The 25,427-nt window shown below is 36.2% G+C and carries 21 protein-coding genes; 6 read left to right on the top strand and 15 right to left on the bottom strand.

The features are described 5' to 3' along the window. Positions 1–8: 8 nt before the first annotated feature. Both FGK96_RS02580 and udk read right to left on the bottom strand, forming a co-directional pair. Positions 9–302, bottom strand: coding sequence for a DUF1294 domain-containing protein (locus FGK96_RS02580; RefSeq protein ID WP_138081067.1), 294 nt, complete (start codon positions 300–302; stop codon positions 9–11). Beyond that, positions 295–930 (bottom strand): uridine kinase, encoded by a 636-nt coding sequence (udk, locus tag FGK96_RS02575; protein WP_003082967.1) that lies wholly within the window; start codon positions 928–930, stop codon positions 295–297. The genes FGK96_RS02580 and udk overlap by 8 nt, the downstream gene beginning before the upstream one ends. Positions 931–1,084: 154 nt before the next feature. Here udk and FGK96_RS02570 point away from each other — a divergent pair, with 154 nt between their 5' ends. Further along, positions 1,085–2,167 carry a DEAD/DEAH box helicase gene (locus FGK96_RS02570; RefSeq protein WP_138081065.1) on the top strand — a complete coding sequence of 361 codons (1,083 nt, stop codon included), beginning with the start codon at positions 1,085–1,087 and terminating at the stop codon, positions 2,165–2,167. Positions 2,168–2,316: 149 nt separating this feature from the next. Here the strand turns inward: FGK96_RS02570 and FGK96_RS02565 are convergent, their stop codons facing one another. From FGK96_RS02565 to FGK96_RS02550, 4 genes are all read right to left on the bottom strand, one after another. Further along, positions 2,317–3,606: a polysaccharide deacetylase family protein gene (locus FGK96_RS02565; protein WP_138081063.1), complete on the bottom strand. Its 1,290-nt coding sequence runs from the start codon at positions 3,604–3,606 to the stop codon at positions 2,317–2,319. Between the two features lie 161 nt (positions 3,607–3,767). Then, a complete protein-coding gene (locus tag FGK96_RS02560; protein ID WP_138081061.1) occupies positions 3,768–5,195 on the bottom strand; it encodes an NADP-dependent glyceraldehyde-3-phosphate dehydrogenase in 1,428 nt (475 codons plus the stop codon). Positions 5,196–5,347: 152 nt separating this feature from the next. Continuing rightward, complete coding sequence (gene ptsP, locus FGK96_RS02555) at positions 5,348–7,081, bottom strand: phosphoenolpyruvate--protein phosphotransferase (RefSeq protein ID WP_138081059.1); 1,734 nt, start codon at positions 7,079–7,081, stop codon at positions 5,348–5,350. Positions 7,082–7,085: 4 nt separating this feature from the next. After that, entirely contained in the window at positions 7,086–7,349 is a 264-nt protein-coding gene (locus FGK96_RS02550) for a phosphocarrier protein HPr (RefSeq protein WP_003085030.1), read from the bottom strand. A 559-nt stretch (positions 7,350–7,908) separates the two neighbouring features. Between FGK96_RS02550 and nrdH the strand changes: the two genes are divergently transcribed. The 4 genes from nrdH to FGK96_RS02530 all read left to right on the top strand — a co-directional run bounded on the left by nrdH (position 7,909) and on the right by FGK96_RS02530 (position 12,788). Next, positions 7,909–8,127, top strand: a complete 219-nt coding sequence (nrdH, locus tag FGK96_RS02545; protein WP_003083060.1) for a glutaredoxin-like protein NrdH — start codon at positions 7,909–7,911, stop codon at positions 8,125–8,127. A gap of 19 nt (positions 8,128–8,146) precedes the next feature. Further along, positions 8,147–10,306, top strand: a complete 2,160-nt coding sequence (gene nrdE / locus FGK96_RS02540) for a class 1b ribonucleoside-diphosphate reductase subunit alpha (RefSeq protein WP_138081057.1) — start codon at positions 8,147–8,149, stop codon at positions 10,304–10,306. Positions 10,307–10,438: 132 nt separating this feature from the next. Beyond that, complete coding sequence (nrdF, locus tag FGK96_RS02535) at positions 10,439–11,398, top strand: class 1b ribonucleoside-diphosphate reductase subunit beta (RefSeq protein WP_138081055.1); 960 nt, start codon at positions 10,439–10,441, stop codon at positions 11,396–11,398. A gap of 145 nt (positions 11,399–11,543) precedes the next feature. Then, the gene (locus FGK96_RS02530; RefSeq protein ID WP_138081053.1) at positions 11,544–12,788 is read left to right on the top strand and encodes a chloride channel protein; all 1,245 of its coding nucleotides are present in this window, start codon (positions 11,544–11,546) and stop codon (positions 12,786–12,788) included. Positions 12,789–13,035: 247 nt separating this feature from the next. Here the strand turns inward: FGK96_RS02530 and alaS are convergent, their stop codons facing one another. The 9 genes from alaS to nagB form a co-directional block, all read right to left on the bottom strand. After that, a complete protein-coding gene (alaS, locus tag FGK96_RS02525) occupies positions 13,036–15,657 on the bottom strand; it encodes an alanine--tRNA ligase (protein WP_138081051.1) in 2,622 nt (873 codons plus the stop codon). A gap of 365 nt (positions 15,658–16,022) precedes the next feature. Further along, entirely contained in the window at positions 16,023–16,964 is a 942-nt protein-coding gene (gene prsA, locus FGK96_RS02520; protein WP_138081049.1) for a peptidylprolyl isomerase PrsA, read from the bottom strand. A gap of 62 nt (positions 16,965–17,026) precedes the next feature. Further along, on the bottom strand, positions 17,027–17,734 hold the full coding sequence (locus FGK96_RS02515; RefSeq protein ID WP_172601584.1) for an O-methyltransferase: 708 nt from the start codon (positions 17,732–17,734) through the stop codon (positions 17,027–17,029). Between the two features lie 158 nt (positions 17,735–17,892). Then, positions 17,893–18,534, bottom strand: a complete 642-nt coding sequence (locus FGK96_RS02510) for an HAD family hydrolase (protein ID WP_138081047.1) — start codon at positions 18,532–18,534, stop codon at positions 17,893–17,895. A 77-nt stretch (positions 18,535–18,611) separates the two neighbouring features. Beyond that, positions 18,612–20,414 carry an oligoendopeptidase F gene (pepF, locus tag FGK96_RS02505; protein ID WP_138081045.1) on the bottom strand — a complete coding sequence of 601 codons (1,803 nt, stop codon included), beginning with the start codon at positions 20,412–20,414 and terminating at the stop codon, positions 18,612–18,614. 9 nt (positions 20,415–20,423) lie between these two features. After that, the gene (locus tag FGK96_RS02500) at positions 20,424–21,374 is read right to left on the bottom strand and encodes a competence protein CoiA (RefSeq protein WP_138081043.1); all 951 of its coding nucleotides are present in this window, start codon (positions 21,372–21,374) and stop codon (positions 20,424–20,426) included. Between the two features lie 68 nt (positions 21,375–21,442). Next, positions 21,443–22,588: an MFS transporter gene (locus FGK96_RS02495; protein ID WP_138081041.1), complete on the bottom strand. Its 1,146-nt coding sequence runs from the start codon at positions 22,586–22,588 to the stop codon at positions 21,443–21,445. Between the two features lie 91 nt (positions 22,589–22,679). Then, on the bottom strand, positions 22,680–23,396 hold the full coding sequence (locus tag FGK96_RS02490; RefSeq protein ID WP_138081039.1) for a pseudouridine synthase: 717 nt from the start codon (positions 23,394–23,396) through the stop codon (positions 22,680–22,682). Positions 23,397–23,464: 68 nt separating this feature from the next. After that, positions 23,465–24,175 (bottom strand): glucosamine-6-phosphate deaminase, encoded by a 711-nt coding sequence (nagB, locus tag FGK96_RS02485; RefSeq protein WP_138081037.1) that lies wholly within the window; start codon positions 24,173–24,175, stop codon positions 23,465–23,467. A gap of 173 nt (positions 24,176–24,348) precedes the next feature. On the opposite strand from nagB, the gene queA reads away from it, so the two are divergent. Further along, a complete protein-coding gene (gene queA, locus FGK96_RS02480) occupies positions 24,349–25,377 on the top strand; it encodes a tRNA preQ1(34) S-adenosylmethionine ribosyltransferase-isomerase QueA (protein WP_138081035.1) in 1,029 nt (342 codons plus the stop codon). Positions 25,378–25,427 lie beyond the last annotated feature (50 nt).

Genomic DNA, 25,427 nt, shown 5'->3' with positions numbered 1-25,427 from the left:
TCAATAGCTTAATTGAGACAAGAATAAAAATAAATAAAATATCCCAGTATCACAAGAATAGCTATTCCTATGCCCCAAATCACTTGAAAGTACCATTTCTGTGTTTTATGATGAAATATTTTAGCGGCAAGCCAAGCACCTAGTCCTCCAAAAAAGAGAGTCATTCCGATTAAAGTTGACTCTGAGATACGCCATCGGCCTTTAATTGCTCTACCTTTATCAATCCCATAAACTGCAAAAACAATCAAGTTCCATAACAATAATATACTGAGAAGTGCTAGTATTACTCTTAAATTATTCACCTTGATATTCCGCTAATATACTTGCAATTTTTGTGTTGATTAAATCGATAGCTACGACATTACTCACACCTTCAGGAACAATAATATCTGCATAACGTTTACTTGGCTCGATAAATTGATGATACATAGGTTTTACAACAGTTGTGTACTGTTCAATAATACTATCTAAACTCCTACCACGCTCCATCATATCACGTTTAATACGACGAATAATTCGAATATCATCATCAGTATCAACGAAAAGTTTGATATCCATTAAATTACGTAAGCGCTCATCCTCTAATACTAGGATTCCTTCGACAATAATAACATCTTGTGGTTCTTGACGGAAAGTTTTATGACTCCGGGTATGTGCTTTGTAATCATATATCGGAATATCAACCGGTCGTCCTTCTAATAATTCTTTCAGCTGTTCAATCATAAAATCAGTTTCGAAAGCTAATGGGTGATCATAATTCGTCTTTACTCTTTCTTCAAAACTTAAATGAGCTTGATCCCGATAATAAGAATCATGTTGAATCATAGCAATTCTTGCGTTAGGAAAATGATCCAAAATTGCTCTTGATACACTTGTTTTTCCGCCACCAGACCCACCTGTAACACCTATAATAATCGGCTTCTTATTCATTCTTTACTCCATCTCTAAAAAGTCTTCGGTATATTTTACCAAAATTCAAACAATATGGCTATCTAATCCGATTTTTAAATTGAGTTTAACTATACTTAGAAACTAAAACTATTTCATGCTATAATATATAGTAAGAAAGTTAAAAGGACATAGAATGTTAAAAGAATTTCCCCAAATTTGGCAAGATCAACTTGCCCAGAGTCAAATAGCACAGTTAACGCCTATTCAAGAACAAGTCTTTGAACCCATTCGCCAAGGCAAAAATGTACTGGGTATTAGCCCAACTGGAACTGGTAAAACCTTAGCCTATCTCTTGCCAAGTCTATTAAAGATTGAAGGTAAAAAAGCCCAGCAATTGTTAATTCTAGCACCAAATACAGAATTAGCTGGTCAAATATTTGACGTTACTAAAGAGTGGGCTGAGCCATTAGGAATAGTCGCTCAACTCTTTATTTCTGGTACAAGTCAGAAAAGACAAATTGAACGCCTCAAAAAAGGTCCCCAAATTATAATTGGTACTCCAGGTCGTGTTTATGAGTTAATTCAACATAAAAAAATTAAAATGATGAATGTAGACACCATTGTATTGGATGAATTTGATGAACTTCTAGGCGACTCACAATATCGCTTTGTTCAAAAAATTTCTCACCATGTCCCTAAAAGCCATCAAATGATTTACATGAGTGCAACCGACAGAGTTTCAAAAGATGTTTTAGCTACCGACACGGTAACTATTGACTTATCCCACCAAAAGTTAACCTCTATCAAACACTACTATATATCGGTAGATAAACGTAATCGTCTTGACCTTTTACGAAAATTTTCCAATATCCCTAACTTTCGGGCCCTAGTTTTCTTTAATAACCTATCCGATTTAGGAGCAAGTGAAGAAAAATTACAATATATGGGAACAAATGCTGTTTCTCTAGCTAGTGATATCAATGTAAAATTCCGAAAAGCAATTCTTGAAAAATTTAAGAATGATGACATCTCACTCTTATTAGCTACTGATTTAGTTGCTCGAGGCATTGATATTGATCAACTTGAGTACGTTATTAATTTTGAAGTAGCCCGTGACAAGGAAAACTACACTCATCGAGCTGGCAGAACTGGTAGAATGGGGAATAAAGGAGTAGTTATTACCTTTGTTAATCATCCCGAAGACATCAAGAAATTAAAAAAATTTGCTCCAGTTTCAGAATTAACCTTACACAACCAAAAATTACAACAAAAGTAAAAAATTTATTTAAGATTTAGATTGAAGAAAACGTCCAATACGACCAACTTTCCTTCAATCTTTTTTTGACTCTAACAAAAGAAAAACCCTTAGAAACACTGCATAAAAGCATTTCTAAGAGCTATTTCACTTGTAATCGAATAACTTTTTTATTCCCCCATCAATTGACTAATCGTTACACAACGATAGCCTTCTTTTTTTAGGTACTCCAAAACCGTCGGCAAAGCATCTACTGATGTTTGGTGAATGTCATGCATCAAAATAACACCACCAGGTTGTAATTGACTCTTAATATTCGACATAATCCCTTCAGTACTATGATTTTCCCAATCACGGGTATCTACTGTCCACAGCATTTGATTCATACCGGAGGCTTGTTTTACCATCTCATTTGTTGCACCGTATGGCGGCCTTAGGTAGACGGGCTTTTGACCACAGGCTTTTACAATGGCATCATTAGTTGATTGAATTTGTGACTTAACCTGATCTGGGCTTAATTTAGTTAAGTTAGGATGATCCCAAGAATGATTACCAATGTCGTTACCTGAATCATGTACTTTTTTGACCAGCGCTTCATTTCCCGCAATTTTTGATCCCATCATAAAGAAGGTTGCTTTAGCGCCATATTTACTTAATAACTCTAAAACTTTTGGAGTGGTTGCAGGATTTGGTCCATCATCAAAGGTTAGAGCAACCATTTTTTCTTTAGAAGCTTTAGCATCTGCCTCTTCTTTTTTCTTTTTCAAATACTGTTCATAGTCATTTTTTATTTGTCCCTTTAGATAATGAGGATCAATAACATCAAACAGGTTTTGAAAGGGAATAACCTTCTTGTCTTGAACGGTAATTCCTTTTTCATTAATTAACAATGTATCCGTTAACTTTCCCTTACGTTCAGAAAGCCTTCCCATGATACTAGGGTCAAAAACGGCGTCAGGATCCAATTTTTTAATTTCTTGAGCAACCCGATCAATATGACCATTGACTAAATCAGTTACTTTAAATTGACTATAATCAGATTTTAGATGATAACTACTAATAATATTATCTGACTTTTTAGTAAGCTTAAATAATTCTTTTTTATAGGTTATTTGATGAATAAAGACCTTTTTAACCTTATTTAAAGGGGTGTCTTTAAATTCTGGCTTAATAAAAATAATTTCTTTTTTATCACTTAAATTTTGGTACAAAGATAAAGGTAAATTTTCTTTATAGAATGAACTATTATCTTTTAACGGCGCTAAGTAATAGAATTGTTTATTACCTACCTTTAAAACTTTGGTAGATTTCATTTCTGGACCATCAAGTTGCTTTTTCTTTTCCGTTATTACAGCACTTGCTATTTGTTTTTGCATTTGTTTTTCATGATAGGTATATGCTGCTAGACCAAGACCAACAACGAGAAAAAGTGTGATGATAAGGTATAGAATTTTCTTCATATTTTCTCCTTAACTACTTTGATATTTTAACACAATAGATAAGAGAAATAAATGAAAAAAATGTGGCATTATTCAGGAAATTCAATTAAATTAACTGATAAATTATTATTAAATAAAAACAAGTTTTCTAAGAAAACTTGTTCATGAGTACTCTATTTTAATTATGCAATATCAAAAACAATTGATTTTAAGTTTGTCATTGCATCAATTGAGTATTTAACCCCTTGTACTCCTGCACCTGATTTTTTAGCACCTAGGAATGGGAAATTATCTGTTCCACGTTGCGTCTTATTATTAAGATGAACAGTACCAACTTCTAGTTGCTCAGCAATTGCAAAAGCTTGTGGGAAGTTATTAGTGAATACTGAAGCTTGTAAGCCATATTCGGAAGCATTTGAAATCTCAATGGCTTCTTCAACAGACTTCACACGAATAAATGGTAAGACTGGTCCAAACGGCTCCTCCCATGCTAAACGCATATCTGTTGTAACATGATCAAACACTACTGGTGAAAGAAGATTGCCCTCACGTTTGATTTCTGTTAAAGCTTTTGCTCCTTTAGCATTAGCATCTTTAATTAAACCTTCAACAAAATCTGCGGCCTTGGTATCAATCAAAGGAGTAATGTCAGCATCATCAGCTGGCATACCAATGCTCAAATTAGAAACTAAGTCACAAACATGTTTTTCGAGCTCATCTGCAACGCTATCCATAACCAATACACGTTTAACGGCTGTACAGCGTTGTCCAGAATAGCCAAAAGCACCGGCAACAATATTTTTAGCTGCTAGAGCTAAATCAGCATCTTCTAAAACAATAGCTGAGTCTTTTCCACCAAGTTCAAGCATAATCGGACGCATACCAGCTAATTGACCGATATGTTCTCCAACAGGTGTCGAACCTGTGAAATTAATAAAGTTAACCGCTTCGTGCTCAACAATGTAGCCCCCAATAACAGAACCACGACCTGTGATAGTATTAAAGACCCCTGCCGGTACTCCAGCTTCAGCAAAAACTTCTGCTAACAATAAACCAGAAATAGAGCCTTGTGTTGGTGGTTTGAGGGCAACAACATTCCCAGCAATTAAAGCAGGAGCGATTTTTGAGCCCGCTAAATTAATGGGATAGTTAAATGGTGAGATAGCTAAGACTAGACCTACAGGTTCATGGCGAACAATGGCAATTTTTTTCTTACTTGATGCTTCAAAACTACCACCTTCAAGCACTTCCCCTTCCATACGGATACCTTCTTCCGCAGCATAATTGATAATTTCAGCCGTGCGAACAACTTCACTTACAGCTGCTTTATGGCCTTTTGCTACCTCTTTAGAAAGAATAGCACCAATCTTTTCTGCGTCTCTAACTAAAATATCTGCCGCTTTATGTAGAATCGCTGCGCGTTCCACATATGATAAACTGCGCCAAGCTGGAAAGGCTTTTTTCGCTGAATCATAGACAAAGTCTACTTCATCAGTTGACATAGCTGGAACAGAACCTAACTCTTCTCCAGTTGCTGGTGCGTAAATCTTGATATCATTTTCAGAAAGTTTCCATTCACCGTTAACAAGATTTTTATACTGTTTAGACAAATTACTTATCTCCTTTTTAGATAATACAACTATTCTAACACTTTTTCAGGATAATTCAAACATCTGATATAATCATTTTCAGAATATTGAGATAATTTGAATCATCAAAATACTTTCTTAACAAAAAGAAGTTGGTTCCCCAACTTCGTAGACTAATTTTCTGGTAAGTAAACTTTGGCTAACTCAAGTACTTCTTCAGCTGTAGAACATTCTGTCAATGCACGTTGCGCATATTCGCGCATCTTGGCAGTATCAAGAGTTTTCATTAAGCTTCGTGTACGTAATACAGATGTAGCAGACATTGAGAACTCATCTAAGCCCATTCCTACAAGTAATGGAACAGCTTGTTGATCACCAGCCATTTCACCACACATACCAGCCCATTTACCTTCAGCATGAGCCGCTTTAATCACGTTGTTAATTAGGCGCAGGATTGATGGGTTATAAGGTTGATAAAGATATGAAACTTGTTCATTCATACGGTCAGCAGCCATTGTATATTGAATTAAATCATTGGTTCCAATTGAGAAGAAGTCAACTTCTTTTGCAAATTGGTCTGCCAACATTGCTGCTGCTGGTATCTCAATCATAATACCAACTTGAATATCTTCTGAAACCGCAATTCCCTCAGCTGTAAGCTTCGCTTTTTCTTCCTCAAAAACAGCTTTCGCTGCACGGAATTCTTTAAGCAGTGCAACCATTGGGAACATGATACGCAATTGGCCGTGAACAGAAGCGCGTAACAAGGCACGAATCTGTGTACGGAACATAGCATCTCCTGTTTCAGAAATTGAGATACGAAGGGCACGATAACCTAAGAATGGGTTCATTTCTTTTGGAAGATCAAAATATGGTAATTCCTTATCCCCACCGATGTCCATTGTACGGACAACAACTGGTTTGCCATTCATACCTTCTAAAACAGCTTTGTAGGCTTCATATTGCTCATCTTCGGTTGGGAAGTCTTGTGAATCCATATATAGGAACTCTGTGCGGTATAGACCAACTGCTTCAGCACCATTATCATTGACACCTTCAACGTCTTTTGGAGTACCAATGTTGGCTGCAAGCTCAAAATGCTGACCGTCAGCAGTAACAGTTTCGGCATCTTTTAATAATGCCCACTCAGCTTTTTGCTTAGCATATGCAGAACCTGCTTCTTTGAAAGCAACAATTTGGTCTTGGCTAGGATTGATGATAACTTCACCAGTAATCCCGTTAACAGCGACAATATCACCGTCTTTAACACGTTGTGTAATATCGTTTGTTCCTAAAACAGCAGCAATTTCAAGGGTACGTGCCATAATAGCAGAGTGACTAGTACGTCCACCAATATTAGTAACAAAGGCTTTAACAAACTGTTTGTTTAATTGTGCTGTATCAGAAGGAGTCAAATCATGTGCAATAACAATTGACTCTTCATCAATTGTAGCAGGATTTGGTAATTTAACACCTAAAAGGTGTGCCAATACGCGTTTGGCAACGTCACGAATATCAGCAGCACGTTCTTGCATGTATGGGTTATCTTCCATACCTTCAAAGATTGTGATAAACATATCCGTTACTTCTTTTAGTCCAGTTTCTGCATTAGTTTGTTTTGCACGAATAGTCTCTTTAATCTGGCTAATCATTTCAGGATCAGCTAAAACCATTAAATGGGCATCGAAAACTGATGCTGCTTCTTCTCCTAAGCTCTCTACTGCTTTCTCACGAATAACAGAAAGCTCGTCTTGTGAAGCTTGTAATGCTACATCAAGGCGAGCTTCTTCTGCGTTTGTATCTTGGACTGTAATAGTCTCAAACGACAAATCCGGTTGAACGAGTAGATATGCTTTGGCAACGGCAACACCATCTGAAGCTGCGATTCCATTAAGCATTTCTGTCATAATCTTAAGCCAATCCTTCTTTTGTCATTGTGTCTTCGATAGCTGCGATAGCGTCATCAGCGTCAGCACCTTCAGCAGTGATTGTAACATCAGCTCCTTGACCAACACCAAGGCTCATTACGCCCATGATTGATTTTAAGTTAACAGCTTTACCTTTATAGTCTAAAGTGATGTCTGATGCAAATTTGCTAGCTGTTTGAACTAGTAATGTTGCTGGACGTGCGTGAATTCCTGTTTCCGCAACAATGTGAAAATCTTTTGAAGCCATAGTATGGTTCTCCTTTAATAGTTGTGTATTTTCGAGTCGCCACATGGTAACCCTTACAATAACAGATTATAGCATATTGTCTTTTTATTTTCAAGATTAAATCTTCTAACAAGGAAAAGCTCTAAAAGTTTTCCTAAAATTTTCATATACCTCCAATCTAGCTTAAATGCTTATCTCTATTAGAAATTTTCTCTCTTATCTTTATCTCTAACCTCAAACCTTCCACTCCTTAATAGTAAATTTTCATGAAATTTTCTGTATATAGATTTTCCTAAAATACATTTTCTGCTCTTTTTTAGCAGCAATTAATTTTAAATGATTGCTATAGCCATAGTTCCGTAGAAACACATTGTGCCAACTATTTTTTCGGCTATTTGAGAAAGAAGTGTTCCCTCCATCTTCGTAGGTACTAGTCTAGATCAATATTCACACAATATATAGTGACACGTCTAAACAACAACCCCAAAATATTGTGTTTTTTTAAGAGAAAAATCTTGCTTTTTAAATACAATTTTTATATGCTATTAGAGTATCGAAAATACCAAAGGAGAAATTATTTATGATTACACTTTATTCAAAAAATAACTGTATGCAATGTAAAATGACAAAAAAATTCTTAGAACAAAACGGAGCAAATTTTCAAGAAATTAACATTGATGAACACCCTGAAAAAATTGAGTATGTTAAAAGTTTAGGATTTACTGCTGCTCCTGTTATCGAGAGTGATCAGATGGTTTTCTCAGGATTCCAGCCAGCAAAATTAAAAGAAATTATTTAAGTAGTAAGGAAGTTTTTTTATGAGTCTTAAAGATATTGGTGATATCTCTTATTTTCGCCTAAATAACGAAATTAACCGTCCTGTTAATGGGACAATTCCCTTAAACAAAGACAAAGAAGCTCTGAAAGCTTTTTTTAAAGAGAATGTGCTACCAAATACAAAACAGTTTTCATCTATTACTGATAAGGTTACGTTCTTAATAGAAAATGACTATATTGAAACTGCGTTTATTCAGAAATACCAGCCAGAATTTATCGAAGAGTTAGCTGCCATCCTAAAATCAGAAAATTTCCGCTTTAAATCCTTTATGGCTGCTTATAAATTCTACCAACAGTATGCTTTGAAAACAAATGATGGTGACCTTTACCTAGAAAGCATTGAAGATCGCGTAATGTTCAATGCCCTCTACTATGCTGATGGTAGTGAAGACCTAGCAAAAGATTTAGCAATTGAAATGATTAATCAACGATATCAGCCAGCAACTCCTTCTTTTTTGAATGCTGGTCGTAGTCGTCGTGGAGAATTGGTTTCTTGCTTCCTCATTCAAGTTACTGATGACATGAATTCAATTGGTCGCTCTATCAATTCAGCTTTGCAATTATCTCGAATTGGAGGTGGCGTAGGTATTAGTTTATCAAACCTTCGCGAGGCTGGTGCACCTATTAAAGGCTATGCAGGTGCTGCTTCTGGCGTCGTTCCTGTTATGAAACTGTTTGAAGATAGCTTTTCATACTCTAACCAATTAGGTCAAAGACAAGGAGCTGGCGTTGTCTACCTCAATATTTTCCACCCAGATATTATCGCTTTTCTATCAACTAAAAAAGAAAATGCCGATGAAAAAGTTCGAGTAAAAACCTTGTCACTTGGACTAACTGTTCCTGATAAATTTTACGAATTAGCTCGCAACAATGACGACATGTACTTGTTTAGTCCATATGACATTGAACGTGAATATGGTATTGCTTTCAATTACATTGATATTACTGAAAAATACGACGAATTAGTAGCTAATCCTAAGATTACAAAGACCAAATTACGTGCTCGTGATTTAGAGACTGAAATTTCAAAATTACAACAAGAATCAGGCTACCCCTACATCATCAATATTGACACAGCAAATAAAACTAATCCGATTGACGGAAAAATCATTATGAGTAATCTCTGTTCAGAGATTTTACAAGTCCAAAAACCAAGTGTCATTAACGATGCTCAAGAGTTTCTTGAATTAGGTACAGATATTTCTTGCAACCTTGGCTCAACTAATATTCTTAATATGATGACTTCTCCAGATTTTGGTCGCTCCATTAAAGCTATGACTAGAGCCTTGACTTACGTTACAGATTCTTCTCATATTGAAGCTGTGCCAACGATCAAAAATGGTAACCAACAAGCACACACCTTTGGACTTGGGGCTATGGGGCTACATTCCTTCCTAGCACAGAACCACATTGAATACGGCAGTCCAGAGTCGGTAGAATTTACTGACATCTACTTTATGTTGATGAATTACTGGACCTTGGTAGAATCAAATAATATAGCTCGTGAGCGTCACACAACCTTTATCGGTTTTGAAAAGTCAAAATATGCCGATGGAACTTACTTTGATAAATATGTGACCGGAGAATTTGTTCCTAAATCAGACTTGGTTAAAGAGCTCTTCAAGAACCATTTTATTCCTCAAGCATCCGACTGGGAATCTCTTCGTCAAGCTGTGCAAAAAGACGGTCTCTATCACCAAAACCGTTTAGCAGTTGCCCCTAATGGTTCCATCTCCTATATTAATGACTGCTCTGCTTCTATTCATCCTATAACTCAAAGGATTGAAGAACGTCAAGAGAAAAAAATTGGTAAAATTTACTACCCAGCAAACGGCCTATCAACTGACACAATTCCTTATTACACTTCTGCTTACGATATGGATATGCGTAAGGTGATCGATGTCTACGCCGCTGCGACACAACACGTTGATCAAGGCTTATCTTTGACACTTTTCCTTCGTAGTGAACTACCAAAAGAGATTTATGAGTGGAAAACAGAAAGTAAGCAAACAACCCGTGATCTTTCTATTCTTCGTAACTATGCCTTTAATAAAGGTATTAAATCAATCTATTATGTTCGTACCTTTACTGATGATGGTGAAGAAGTTGGCGCAAACCAATGTGAATCATGTGTTATCTAGTGGTGAAAGGAAAATCCTAACATCATTAAATAAGAACTCACTTTCAGTTGAAAAATGAAACTACCAGTAATCTACTCAAGAATGGATTACTGGTTTATATCTTGATAATACTCTTTTAGGAGAACCTATACAATGACAACCTATTATGAAGCAATAAATTGGAATGAAATCGAAGATGTAATCGATAAATCGACTTGGGAAAAATTAACAGAACAATTCTGGCTCGATACACGAATACCTCTATCAAACGATTTGGATGACTGGCGCAAGCTTTCCGATCAAGAAAAAGATTTAGTCGGTAAAGTTTTTGGTGGTCTAACCTTACTTGATACTATGCAATCCGAAACAGGTGTTGAGGCTATCCGAGCGGATATTAGAACTCCTCATGAAGAAGCTGTTTTAAATAACATTCAGTTTATGGAATCTGTTCATGCTAAATCCTACTCTTCAATTTTCTCAACATTGAATACCAAAAAAGAAATTGAAGATATTTTTGAATGGACTAATAATAATGAATTCTTGCAGAAAAAAGCAAAAATCATTAATGACATCTATGCAAATGGAGACGCCTTACAGAAGAAAGTTGCCTCAACTTACCTAGAAACTTTTCTCTTTTATTCTGGCTTTTTTACCCCTCTTTACTATTTAGGAAATAATAAACTAGCAAATGTAGCCGAAATCATCAAGTTAATTATTCGTGATGAATCCGTCCACGGAACCTACATTGGTTATAAATTCCAGCTCGGATTTAACGAATTAAGTGAAGAAGAACAAGAATCCTTCAGAGAATGGATGTATGATCTTCTCTACCAACTCTATGAAAATGAAGAAAATTACACTAAAACTCTTTATGATCAAGTTGGCTGGACTGATGAGGTCATGACTTTCTTACGTTACAACGCTAACAAGGCTCTTATGAATCTAGGACAAGATCCTCTTTTCCCTGATACTGCAAATGACGTGAATCCAATCGTTATGAATGGTATTTCTACTGGAACTTCAAACCATGACTTCTTTTCTCAAGTCGGAAACGGTTATTTGTTAGGCTCAGTAGAAGCTATGCAAGATGATGACTATAACATGGGGCGCTAAGCCATATTAAAAATAGAAATAATAGAAAAGGAACTAAGATAAATCATCTCAGTTCCTTTTTTTCCATCTAAAAATTCTCTCTTCTATTTGTCCTTCTTGATGGACATATCTTTTAATGGCTACTAGCTTCTGCTATAATAATACTATGAAGAAATCAATAGAAGAACAGCTCAGGTGGCTGGGACTACTTCTCTTAACTGGTATTACAGCAGGAGTCGTTGCTAGTATATTAACTGTTCTTATCCACCTCATTCAAGCTATTAGTTTTGGTTATCACTCAGGCACATTTAGTTCAGAAATTGCAAAAGTAGCGCCTATTCGCCGCGCTATCAGTGTCATTTTTGCGGGAATTATTGCTGCTTTTGGTTGGCAAGCTTTGACAAAATATTTTAAACCCTTTAAAACGATTAAAGCAATTGTCCAAGATAATGAGAAAGTCTACCCAACCTCCTCTTTTTGTCATGGAATGTTACAGTTAGTGACTGTTTCTATGGGCTCACCATTAGGACGTGAAGGCGCTTCCCGCGAAGTCTCAGTTGCTCTCACTGCAAGTTGGTTACAATTTTTCCAACTTAAAAACAAAGAGATAAGGCTTCTGTTAGCCTGCGCATCTGGAGCTGCCTTAGGTGCGGTCTATAATGCTCCCTTAGCAACAACTATTTTTATTATGGAGAATGTTCTCTTAAAATGGACAAAGCGTCATTTTTTATCAGCTACCATCACGTCATTTATGGCTGTATGGACTGTTAGACTGTTGTCAGGAAATGTCATTCAATACAAACTAAGTCCCTTACATTGGAATAGCTACTTACTCTTATGGGCTCCTCTTTTTGGTTTCTTAGTTGCCATCATTATTTTTTGCTATAAATACCTGCTTAAGATTAGCCCAAAGAGAAATTTAACAAGCCCTACTTATCTTTATTGGGTCATAGGCTCATTTGTATTTGTAGCAATTCTTAGTATCTTTTTCCCCCACATTTTAGGGAATGGCAAAGCTGGATTACTCTATTTTATCCATGCTAACTATGACTTTTCTTATGCCAGTGGCCTATTAATAGCAAAGGCTGTCGCTGTTTTTATCACTTTTTATGCTGGAGCTTTCGGAGGTAGAATAGCTCCTTCCATGATGATGGGAGGGGGACTTGGTTTACTAGCAGCTCAAGCTTGGAATTCCTACCTACCGAATATTTCAATTTCATTTGCTATTATTATTGGAGCTGCCATTTTCTTAGCAATCATCAACAATATCCCAGTAGCAGCAGTCTTTTTCTTACTTGAAATTACTAATCAACCCCTTTGGAATGCTTTACCTATAGCCATTGCCATTTTGTCAGCACTATTTTTTCAAAAAATAGGTGCTTCTTTATTAAATATGAAAACTTCAAGCTAAGATTGCTTGACTACTACAACTAAAATTATTATCAACTCCCATTAGAAGTTAGACATAACCTAACTTCTAATGGGAGTTTTCTATGATATTAAACACATTAAAGCCTAATCAAACCCTCTCCAAACTAGAACAAAAAGTTCTTAGGGCTAATAGAATCAATTTCAAAATGACAAAAGGTATGATGTCCTTGTTTATAGCACATCATACCTTATTTTCAGTACATAAGAAACAATTGTGTAAGCACTTATTATTTCAAGAAGTTTGGAACTGCTGATAGCAAAGCTGAGATTTGGCTCGCATCAGAACCACCTGCCATAGCCATATCAGGTTTCCCTCCACCACGGCCAGAAACAATTGGTGCCAAATTCTTAATGAGATTACCAGCGTGAACAGCCTTATCTCTGCTCGCAACTAGTACATTTACTTTTTCACCAATGGCAGCAACTAGAACTAAGATATCAGAATAATCTTTTTGCTTCCAGTTATCAGCAAAAGTTCGCAATGCACCAGCATCTGCTACAGAAACCTCGGTCGCAATGTATCTGTGGCCATTTACTTCCTTAACCTCTTTAAAGAGGTCTCCAGCTTGTGCCGCTGCAGCCTTTTCTTTGAGCTCATAATTTTCTTTTTGCAAGTCACGAACCTGTTCAGAAAGGCTAGCAACTTTAGCAGGAACTTCTTTTAATTGTGGGGCTTTTAAATTAGCAGCAATTTCTTTAAGGGCATCTTCGCGTTGACGGAAAGCCTCAAAAGCTTGTTGACCTGTTAGGGCTAAAATCCGACGTGTTCCTGATCCAATTCCCTCTTCTTTGACAATTTTAAAGAGACCGATTTCTGATGTGTTGTTAAGGTGAGTCCCACCGCAAAGTTCAACTGAATAATCACCAATTTTAACAACACGGACAACCTTGCCATATTTTTCACCAAATAAAGCCATTGCTCCCATTGATTTAGCTGTGTCAACATCTGTTTCAATCGTTTTAACGGTAATAGCGTTCCAAATTTGCTGATTAACTTCTTCTTCAATTCGACGGAGTTCCTCTGCTGTGACCGCTTCAAAATGTGTAAAATCAAAACGTAGGAAGCTTTCTTCATTCAATGAACCCGCCTGAGTTGCATGTTGGCCAATAACATGATGTAAGGCAGCATGTAATAAATGGGTTGCCGTATGATTTTTCTCAACAGCATAGCGACGTTTATGGTCGATTTCTAAAGTATAGATAGCAGCAACTGAAAGACTTGCAAAGACTTCAACAGTATGTAGTGCCTGCCCATTTGGTGCTTTTTGCACATCAATCACTTTGGCAAGTATATCGCCACTTGCATTTTTTATAACACCGTGGTCTGCCACTTGTCCACCCATCTCCGCATAAAACGGTGTACGATCAAAAACAAGTAGAGCTTGACCTTCAGAAACCATATCGCTACGTTCGTTATCCACGATAATAACTGAAAGTTTAGCGTCTAAGGTTTCTTCTTTATAGGAAAATTCTGACGGTTCAACAATACCTGCTAAGGTTTCATTTTGCATCCCCATTGAGCCACCTTTTACAACAGCTGCACGCGCACGATCTTGTTGTTCTTTCATAGCAGCTTTGAAGCCTTCTTGATCAATCTTATAACCTGCATCTTCTGCCATTTCCTCAGTTAATTCTAGTGGGAAACCATAGGTATCGTATAATTTAAAGATATCTTTTCCTTCAAGCGTATCTTTGCCCTCTTCTTTTAACTGCGCTAGCAATTGATCCAAATGACCTGATCCGGCATCAATAGTACGGGCAAAAGTTTCCTCCTCACGTTTAACAATCTTTTCGATAAAATCACGTTTTTCAAGAATTTCAGGATAATAAGATTCCATGATTTGACCAACTGTCACAACCAATTTGTAAAGGAAAGTCTTGGTAATTCCTAATCGACGACCATGCATGACTGCACGACGAAGCAACCGACGAAGCACATAGCCGCGACCTTCATTCCCAGGTAGGGCCCCATCGCCAATCGCAAATGAAAGAGCGCGAATATGATCAGCAATAACCTTAAAGCTCATATTATCGCCATCTGGATCATAATCTTTACCGGAGAGTTTCTCAACTTCTTGAATAATCGGCATGAAGAGGTCAGTTTCAAAATTTGTCTTAGCCCCTTGCATCACGGCAACTAGGCGTTCTAAACCTGCACCAGTATCAATATTCTTATTAGGAAGTTCTTTATATTCAGAACGAGGCACATCAGGATCAGCATTGAATTGAGACAAAACAATATTCCAAATTTCGATGTAACGATCATTTTCAAGATCCTCTTCCAAAAGACGGATCCCAATGTTTTCTGGGTCAAAGGCTGGGCCACGATCAAAGAAAATCTCAGTATCTGGACCTGAAGGACCCGCACCAATTTCCCAGAAGTTTTCCTCTAAAGGAATTAAGTGACTTGGGTCTACACCCAACGCAACCCAACGATTGTAAGAATCAGTATCTGCTGGATAATAAGTCATATAAAGTTTATCTTTTGGAAAATCAAACCATTCTGGACTTGTTAGGAGTTCAAACCCCCATTCAATAGCCTCATCACGGAAATAATCTCCAATAGAGAAATTGCCCAGCATCTCAAACATAGTATGATGACGAGCCGTCTTGCCTACATTTTCAATATCATTTGTACGTATAGATTTTTGAGCATTTGTAATTCTTGGATTCTCAGGAATTACAGAACCATCAAAATATTTTTTTAAAGTAGCGACTCCCGAGTTAATCCAGAGCAGCGTAGGATCATTTACCGGAACAAGGTTAGCTGAAGGCTCAATAGCATGACCTTTTGATTTCCAAAAATCTAACCACATTTGACGAATTTCTGCAGATGTTAAAGTTTTCATTGTTACATGTTAGAAAGTTCCTCAACAAGGAGTAATTGTTACAAGAAGATTCACTCACCACATTTTAAAAATGTTTCATTGAGTTTGAACTCATCTTTTTGTCTTAAAACTTTCTTTCCTTCCTTTTTTCCTAATCAAGATAAAAGACAAGTGCACTGTATAGAGGGCGAAAACCGCGGTACCACCTCCATTCAATGAACTTGTCATTATCTTTATTGTTATATGTAATTGTATTTATTAAGTAGCATGCTAATAAGAATAATCATGACTCGCATCAACCGTCACTTTTCTGGTGAAAATCCTAATTATTAGCAATTCTTAATGGTCTTATTATAACTTCTTTTTTTAGTCGGGTCAAACCTTAATTATTTTTTACCTACTGTTGAAGAAATTCCACCTTTACCTTTGTTAGAAGCAAATTGTGACAAGATATTAGCAAAGGCTTTGTCTTTAATCTTAACGTTGGCTTTGTCCAAAGTTTTAGAGATAACCTTATTTTGGAAAGCCGTATCATTTTCTTTTGATTTCATGATGATTTCTGTTAAGCGTTTTTTGTACTCTTTCCAGTCCGATTTTTTCTCAGATTTCTTAACCATATTTACGATATAGTATTTTTTCTGATAAGTTGACGGATCCATAACAGTGAGCAATTCGGATTTAGCACCTTCATTTAGCTTACCTGCAGCAGAAATAACATCTGATGGTAAATCAGTTCCCGCTGAGTCAAAAGTGAAATCAATCTTTTTAGCTGATTCAACAGTATTTTCTTTAGCTATTTTAGAGAAATCAGCACCTTCAGCTTTAACTTCTTCTAACACTTTTTTAGCTTTGGCTTCATCATCCATAATAATAACTTGAGTTGTCATTTCTGGGCTATAAGACTCAAAAGCTTTCTTATAATTCGCTTCTATTAATTCTTTTTTTGCTTCTTGCTTAACAGCGTACTCTACTAACATTGTTGTACGAATTTGTTTTTTATAAGTTTCAGTTGTTAATCCAGCCTGACCAAGAGCATCTGAGAATGATGAACCATATTGCTTAGCTGTCTTGTTATATGATTCTTCTACTTTTTTATCAGAAACTTTCTTTCCGTATTCTTGTTCAAAAACACGAGACATAATCAAACTTAACATTGACTGCTGAGCAGCAGTTGATGTTTTAGCTTCCTTATAAAAGTCAGTAACAGTAATGGTGTCACCCTTCATCGTAACAACTTTGGTACTATCATTAGTTGAACTACATGCAGCCAAGGTCATTACAGAAGCCAAAGTTACAAATCCTGTAACTAGCTTATTCGATTTTTTCATTTTTAATGTGCTCCTTCTTTATCTTTAACCAAATCATTATAACATAATTTCTTAAATATTACTTAATCAACTAAATCGACACATTCCTGATTTTTGCGTACCATCAAAAGGCCATCGCTAAGTGGAATCAAACTTGAACTTAGACCAGGATGATTTAAAGTAGCCTCAAACAATCTATGAAGTCCTCGATAAATAGTTCTCTGACCTCGCCTAACCTCTTCAATCGGCTTAGCAATGTCTCCCCCTTGGAAAACATCGTCAAAGATAATAATACCACCTCTCTTTAAGCGCTTTAAGATTTCTGGTAAAAATACAATGTATTTAGATTTTGCAGAATCTATAAAAACAAAGTCAAATTGCTGGTCTATCTGTCCAATAATATCTACTGCATCCCCCTCTAAAAGGGTAATTTGTTTGCGATAATCATGTTTAGAAAAATTATCTTTGGCTAAACTGATCATCTCTGGATTGCGATCAATTGTTTTTATCCTCGCATGAGGAAGCGTGTCAGCCATCAACAAGGTCGAAAAGCCAATTGCAGTCCCAATTTCAAGGATGTCTTTCGGCTGTAAGGCTTGCAACAAGACACGAAAATAAGCCACCACTTCATGCTGAATGATAGGAATATTTTCGCGATGCGCAAAAGCCTCGATATCAGCTAAAAAACCTGTATTAGGTGCTTGCCTATTTCTTAAAAAGTCAACAATTTCTTCTTTCACAACCGGACGACGCATATTGTGATTTGCATTTTTACTATACGATTCAACCATAAATTTAGCATATCACAGTCTATCAAGCAGTGTCAAGAAGTGTGAAGTACTTAGCTTCCATTATCCCCGCTCAAAAAACTTTTAGTGTCAACCACCACTAATCCTAATGAGGGGTTGGCATCTACTTTTTACCTAAATAGCCAAATAACAAAAAACACTTAGCGAAAGAAACAATAGGAATCCTCAAATTTTTCGAAAACTTCATCACAAGCTGTCATATCTTGCTTAGGATAATCTGGATTTACAAAACCAAAACAAATCATTCCTGCCGCTTTAGCTGCTAAACTACCATTTCTGGTATCTTCAAAGACAAATGTTGCTTCTGGAATCGCACCCAGTAATTCTGCTGCTCTAAGAAAAACGTCTGGTGCTGGTTTTGAACGAGCCACTTCTTCACCACTTACAGTGACCGTAAAATACTGCGTGAGACCTAATTCTGACAGATTATGATTAATATCAGCTTTCGGGGAAGAAGATGCTACTGCTAGTTGGTAACCCAAATCTACTAAGTAAGTTACTAACTCTTTAATACCTTTAACAGCTCTGACACCATCTCTAGCTATAATCTCTTCTCGTCTATTATTCATCTCTGCAATTAATTCTTCTACCGAATCAGCAAGTTGGCACTCTTCTTTCATCACACGCCACATGTAATCAAAAGTTGTCCCCATAAACTGATATTGATACGTCTCATCTGTGTTAATTCCTCGATCTAACAACATTTCTGTTTTACTTGATAAGAAAATATACTCCGAGTCTACGATAACACCATCCATATCAAAAATAACCCATTTCCCCATTTATCGCTCCTTGTTTTTAAGCAAAATAGTCTCCATATAAACATATTTTCTAGGCGAAAGAATTATCAAATATTTTTTTATAAATGAACACCTTTCTCGACTAGAGCCTCTAATTCTGTAAGACGTTCTTCAAAAATAGTAAAGGCATCTTCTAAATAAGCTTCGTTGGTCATGTCCACGCCTGCTTTTGCTATAACATTCAATGGATAATCAGAATTACCGGCTTTTAGATAAGACAAATAGTTATCAATATCCTTTTGTTGGCCATGAACAATCTTGTTTGCTAAATAACTTGCTGCCGCAAAACCTGTAGCATATTGATAAACATAATAATTATAATAGAAATGAGGAATACGTGCCCACTCATATTGAATATAATAGTTATCTTCTTTAGCTAAACCGTAATATTTTTCATTCAACTGTGCATATAAGTGATTTAGATAATCACTTGTTAAGACATCACCATTTTGGTCAGCTTGATAAATAGCATGTTCAAATTCAGCAAATTGACTTTGGCGGAAAATAGTTCCTCTAAAGCCATCCAAGTAATTATTTAGAATAGCAAAGCGTTCTTTTTCATCTGTAACATCTTTCAATAAAGCCTCTGTTAAGATGTTTTCATTTGTTGTTGAAGCAATCTCTGCCAAGAAAATACTGTAATCCCCATAGACATAAGGTTGGTTTTTTCGTGTTAGAGTTGAATGCAAACTATGGCCTGTCTCATGCACCAAGGTATAGAGGTTGTCTAAATTATCCTGCCAGTTTAACAGCATAAAAGCTTTAGTGTCGTAAGACCCACCTGAATAAGCCCCGGATCTTTTCCCTTTATTGACATGAACATCAATCCATCTTTCCGAAAAGGCTTGGTGAACATAGTCACTATACTCTTTTCCAAAAATAGATAAGACTTTTTCAGCTTTTTCCAAAGCTTGGTCATAATTGACAGATAGGTCGGTTTGAGATAGCGGTGTGTAGACATCATACATTTTTAAACTCTCTAAACCTAATATTTTTTTTCTTAATTCTAAATACCGATGTAATAATGGAAGCTTACGGTTAACAACTTCTAGAAGGGTATCGTAAACTGTTTCGGGAATAAAGTTTGCGGTCATAGCAGCTTGACGGGCAGATTCATAATGATGAACGCGTGCCTTATAATTGTTTACCTTAACATTAGTTTGGAGTGTTTTAGCATAAGTATGTTGAAATTGTTCATAGGTACTGTATAAGGCTTCATAAGCAGCTTGACGAACTTGACGATCTTTAGATTCCATCAAGTGGATAAAATTACCGTGCGTAATTTCAACATCTTGTCCTTTTTCATCTTTGATAATTGGAAATTGGATATCAGCATTATCTAAAAGTCCAAAGGTCTCTTCGGCACCGTTAAAAATTTCTTGAGCTCCTGCTAGAAGTTCTTCCTCAGCTTGACTAAGAACATGTTCTTTATTTTTAAGAAGTTTTTCAAAGAAGTGATGATAGTCTTCCAATTTAGGTTCTTCCTTAAGAAATTCATCAAATTGGTTCGGAAGAATAGTCATGAATTCTGGCTCATAAAACGAAAAAACTTCACTAAATTTTGCATATAAAGCTGATGCTTTTGATTGATATTCCTGGTATTTTGCAACTGTCGTATCTTGATCATTTTTCATATGAGCGTAGACATAGACCTTTTCAATACGTCTTGACAAATCCAATTGGACTTCCGTTGTTTCTAATAAATTTTTCGCTGAGTCTAAAAGCTGTCCAGCTAAAGACTGAGCCTTTTCTAAGTCTATTTTTAAGGCATTAACTTCCGTTTCCCATCTTTGATCACTATCAAAGATAGTAGTCAAATCCCATGTGTACTTTTCTTCCAAATGACTTCTATTATCTGCCATCATAACCTCCTAAATTTTCTTTTCCCCTATTTTATCATAAAAGAGTGGAGGATGAATCGTTTGCACCTTCTTATTCTTAATATTCTTGTAATAACAGCAAAAGCGCCGATAGTCTGATAGATAATCCATTTTAATCTGACAAAAGCCGACATCTGACCGTGGAGGGTAGATTTGAGGATAGAACTCTTCTGTTTGTCTCGCTAATAAATTATCCCCTTTTAAATAAGCTTTTTCTTGCTCTTTCATCCAATAAGCATTTTTCTTTCGAAGAGCTTTTTGAATGCTTAACTTTACTTTATCTTGCATGTAAATCTTCATTTTTTTGGCAGGAATTCCCTTATATGGTAATCTCAAAACAGCTAGTAAATCATGAGTTAAGGAATAAGTTTCTGTTTGGAAATACACTTTCCCAAAGAGATTAAGATGGATCATATACTGTAGTCGGATTTCTCGCTTTTTGACATCCAATTCCCAGAGATGAAAACCATAAGTTTTAGAATAATATAAAAATTGCTTTTGCAAAGCAGTCAATTTATTCTTCAACCAAAGCTTTTGTCCTAAGAGCCACCGAACAAAAATTCCTTTTTCCTGGTAAGAACTAGTCCTCACCATTAAACGCTCTATTGGCAAGGGGCTACATTGAATCTCAAGAGCTAACTTATGATTGACCATAATATCTGAAACCTGGCCACATGTCTCAATGTATTTTTCAATTTCTACATTGTGTAGTGGCCGTAAGGCATTGTAGACCAAAGCCTTTAAAGTGAGATGTTCAACCGACTCATTTTCCTGAAAAAATTGACAATCACGTAAATTCAGATGAGCAAAATGAGGGCGTATCACTTTTCCCTTTTTTAAGCAAAGCTTCCCTCGGCATAATGGACAATAATAATCTCCCTTATCCGGAACTTTTTCTAATAAGGAGATTGTCTTCCCATAACTGTCTACGGCTTTTAGCATCAATTCCTCCTCTTTTCCCTACCTTTTTATTCGAAAAAAATGAGCTATCCTAAGATAGCTCAACACTTTTAGTCTTTTTTCAAAAGTGGATAGAGTAACAAGCTGACGACCATCAGACCAACGCTAATAGCAAAAGGTGTCACAAAAGCTTCCAAATGTAAAGCTGATGGTAGTTTTGTTAAAATAATAGGCGTTAAGATTACACCAATGTTGCCAGCGGTAATAGCCAAGCTGGTAATAAAATGATTGTGTTCCTTACCAAAATGCTTAGCAATAAAATAGAAGACTGATGACATAGTTCCTACAAAGCTAGCTCCTATTAGAAAAGCAGCTATGAAAAAGAGAATTGGCAAATTCCCAAAGGTGAAAATTAAATTTCCAGCCGCCATCATGCTCAACATGACTAGCAGAGTTTTTTCTTGCAACACTTTTGCTAACTGACCAAAAAGAAAACCACTAAAAATGCCTGAGAATGCTAACAGCGTCAACATATTACTAGCAAAAAAGCTAGAATAATGATACTTAGTGACCAACAAAGTTGGAATTTTTACTGTTGCCCCAATATAGGCAATACCAACCAAGAAAGTAATTAACATTAATACCGCAATTTGGCGATTAAACAGACGAGCAGCTCGTACAGAGACTAGCTCATTTTCAAGTTCAGGAACCTTTGCATTGAAAAAGAAATAAACAGGAATAACTAACAAGTAAATAAGATAAGTATAATTTACACCAATCAATAAAGCTAGCCCAACAATAAAGGTAGTCAAAGCTTTACCAATATTTAAAGTTGCTGTCCTAAAACCAATCATATTAGCACGCTCATCACCCTCGTAAAAATCGCTGATAATACTTATCGAAAGAGAATTATAAAGGCCAATTCCAATCCCCAAAAGCAAACGACAAATCAAAACAATAACAAATTGTCTTGTTAAAAAAGAACCAAGCCCTGAAAGTAAGATAAGGATTAAACCTAGCTTAATGGTATTCTTTTTACCAATTTTCGCAACGACAAAATTACTGAGGATAACAAATATAGTAATCATCATCGCAGGAATTGTCACCAAGGTTTCCACTGAAGCTAGCCCAATATGAGGATTTGACTGGTGGTATAATTGATATAATTTAGGAATAGCTGGGGCTATCGCTAAATGAGACATCAAAAAAAGGGAAATGGACAGGATTGCCCATTTAGTTGATAATTTTTTTGGCATTACTATTCTCCTTAAAAATATTACCTACTCAGTATATAGACACTTTTAATATTTTTCAAGGATTGTGAATTTTTTCATGTGATATTTTTTCTCACTCTAAGTACTGCTTCACAATAGCCTTTTCCTGATCTGTTAATGTTCTATACTCACCTTCTGCGAGATTCCCAAGAGAAAATTCAGCAAAAGTAATTCGCTTCAGATAGATGACCTTGACCCCATATGCTAAAAACATTTTTTTAATTTGGTGAAATTTCCCTTCAGAGAGTGTTACCATAGCCACCGATCGCTTTTCCCGAGCTGATAAAATCTCGACAGCTGCAGCTTTACAGACTGTTCCATCAAAAAAGACAACTCCAGACCTGAAGAATGATAGGAGATCATCTCCTAAAAAACCATTAACGACAACATAATAACTTTTGTCAACATGATGTTTTGGATGTAACATCCGAAAACCGAGGGGACCATTATCCGTTAACAATACTAAACCTTCAGTATCTCTGTCCAAGCGGCCTACAGGATAGAGACTAGGAAATCGATCAGCTTCTATTAAACAATCAATAACAGTTGGGTGCTCTCTATCTTTTAATGCACAGACAACCCCTCTGGGTTTATTGAGAAGAAAATAATGATGACCTTTTGCCTGCAATATTTTACCATCCACTATAATCGTTTGAAGTCCTGGATCGACATTTTGGCGACCTCCAATGGCTATTCTATCGTCAATAGTAATTTTTTTAGTACTAATTAATTTTTTTACTTGCCTTCTGGAACCAACCTGACAAGATTCTAACAATTTGTCTAAACGCATAGTTATAGTTTAACACAAAAAAACGAAAGAAAGGCAGGATAGCCTCCTTTCGCTTAGGAATCTGGAGATTAAGATTTGGATAATTCTGACGCTGCCTCTTTATCAACAATGACAATCACATTTTTGTGCTTTTGCAAAATTGAAGCTGGTAAGTCTTCACTAACTGGACCAGAAACCATTTTTTTGATTGCTTCTGCTTTGTCTTTGCCAAAAGCCATCAACACAATTGTTTTGGATAACATAATAGAGGCAATTCCCATAGATATTGCTTGTTTTGGTACATCATTAATACTCTCGAAGAAACGACTATTGGCCTCAATGGTTGACTTTTCAAGATTCACAACGTGCGTTGTCATTTCAAAAGAAGTCCCAGGTTCATTAAATCCGATATGCCCATTGCGTCCAATTCCCAAGATTTGGAAGTCAATAGGATGATTCGCAATAACCTTATCATAAGCCTTAGTTTCTTCTGCTAGATTAGTTGCTAAGCCATTTGGTAAGAAACTCTTCTTGAACGGTTTCGCATTAAACAAATGCTCCTTCATAAAATAGTCATAGCTTTGAGAATGTTCCTTTGGCAAACCAACATATTCATCTAAATTGATACTTGTCATCTCAGAAAAATCTAGATCACTTGCTACAACTTCTTGGTAAAAAGCAAGTGGTGTACTACCTGTTGCTAATCCTAAGGTTTTAGCCCCATTAGACATAGCTTCTTTTAATAGTGAGAAAGCAACTTGCCCACCTTCCTCTTGATTCTTTACATGAATTACTTTCATTTTATCTCCTTTTATTGGTATAGACCTTTTATAGTTTTATTATATGGTATATACCAATTTTTGTCAAGCTCCTTATTTTTAAACTTTCTATAATGACGTAGGTATCCTCACGTGATATAATAATTAGGATTGGGTTTATATCCACTAGGAGAAAAGCCCTTAAAGGAGCTAGAATGAATACAAACGACTTTGATTTTGAATTACCTGAAGAATTAATCGCACAAACACCACTTGAACAAAGAGACAGTTCAAAACTACTAGTTATCGATCACAAAACAAAAAAGATGGTTGACAGTCACTTTGACCATATCATTGACCAGCTTAATCCTGGAGACGCTCTAGTTATGAACAACACTCGTGTTCTACCAGCACGTCTTCATGGAGAAAAACCAGATACTCATGGTCATGTTGAACTTCTTCTTCTCAAAAATACCAAAGGTGACGAATGGGAAGTTTTGGCTAAGCCTGCTAAACGTCTCAAAGTAGGTAGCACCATCAGTTTTGGCGATGGTCGCTTAAAAGCAACGGTCATAAAAGAACTAGATCATGGTGGTAGAATAGTTTCCTTTTCTTATCAAGGAATTTTTCTAGAGGTCTTAGAAAGTCTTGGCGAAATGCCTCTTCCTCCATATATACATGAAAAATTAGACGACTCTGAGCGTTACCAAACTGTTTATGCTAAGGAAAATGGATCTGCTGCTGCTCCCACTGCAGGCTTACACTTCACACAGGAATTACTCCAAAGAATTCAAGAAAAAGGAGTTCATTTAGTTTACTTAACTCTTCATGTTGGGCTTGGAACATTTCGCCCCGTTTCAGTAGATAATGTTGATGAGCACGAAATGCATTCTGAATTTTACCAACTTTCTGAGGAAGCAGCTAATACTTTGCGCCAAGTAAAAAAAGCCGGTGGGCGTGTTGTTGCTGTTGGTACTACTTCCATTCGGACACTTGAAACAATTGGCAACAAATTTAATGGTGGTATTCAAGCAGATTCTGGTTGGACTAATATATTCATTAAGCCAGGTTACCGTTTTACGGTGGTGGATGCTTTTTCAACCAACTTCCACCTACCAAAATCAACCCTTGTCATGTTAGTTTCAGCTTTTGCTGGGCGTGATTTCGTTTTGGAAGCTTATAAACACGCTATCAGTGAACATTACCGTTTCTTTAGTTTTGGTGATGCCATGTTTGTTAAATAAAAAATCATAAGCACCCATTAATGGGTGCTTATGATTTTTTATTTAAGATT

Source organism: Streptococcus porcinus (genome assembly GCF_901542335.1).
Classification (GTDB): domain Bacteria; phylum Bacillota; class Bacilli; order Lactobacillales; family Streptococcaceae; genus Streptococcus; species Streptococcus porcinus_A.
The sequence above is the reverse complement of the archived record's forward strand: the minus strand, read 5'-3'. Positions and strand labels throughout refer to the sequence as shown.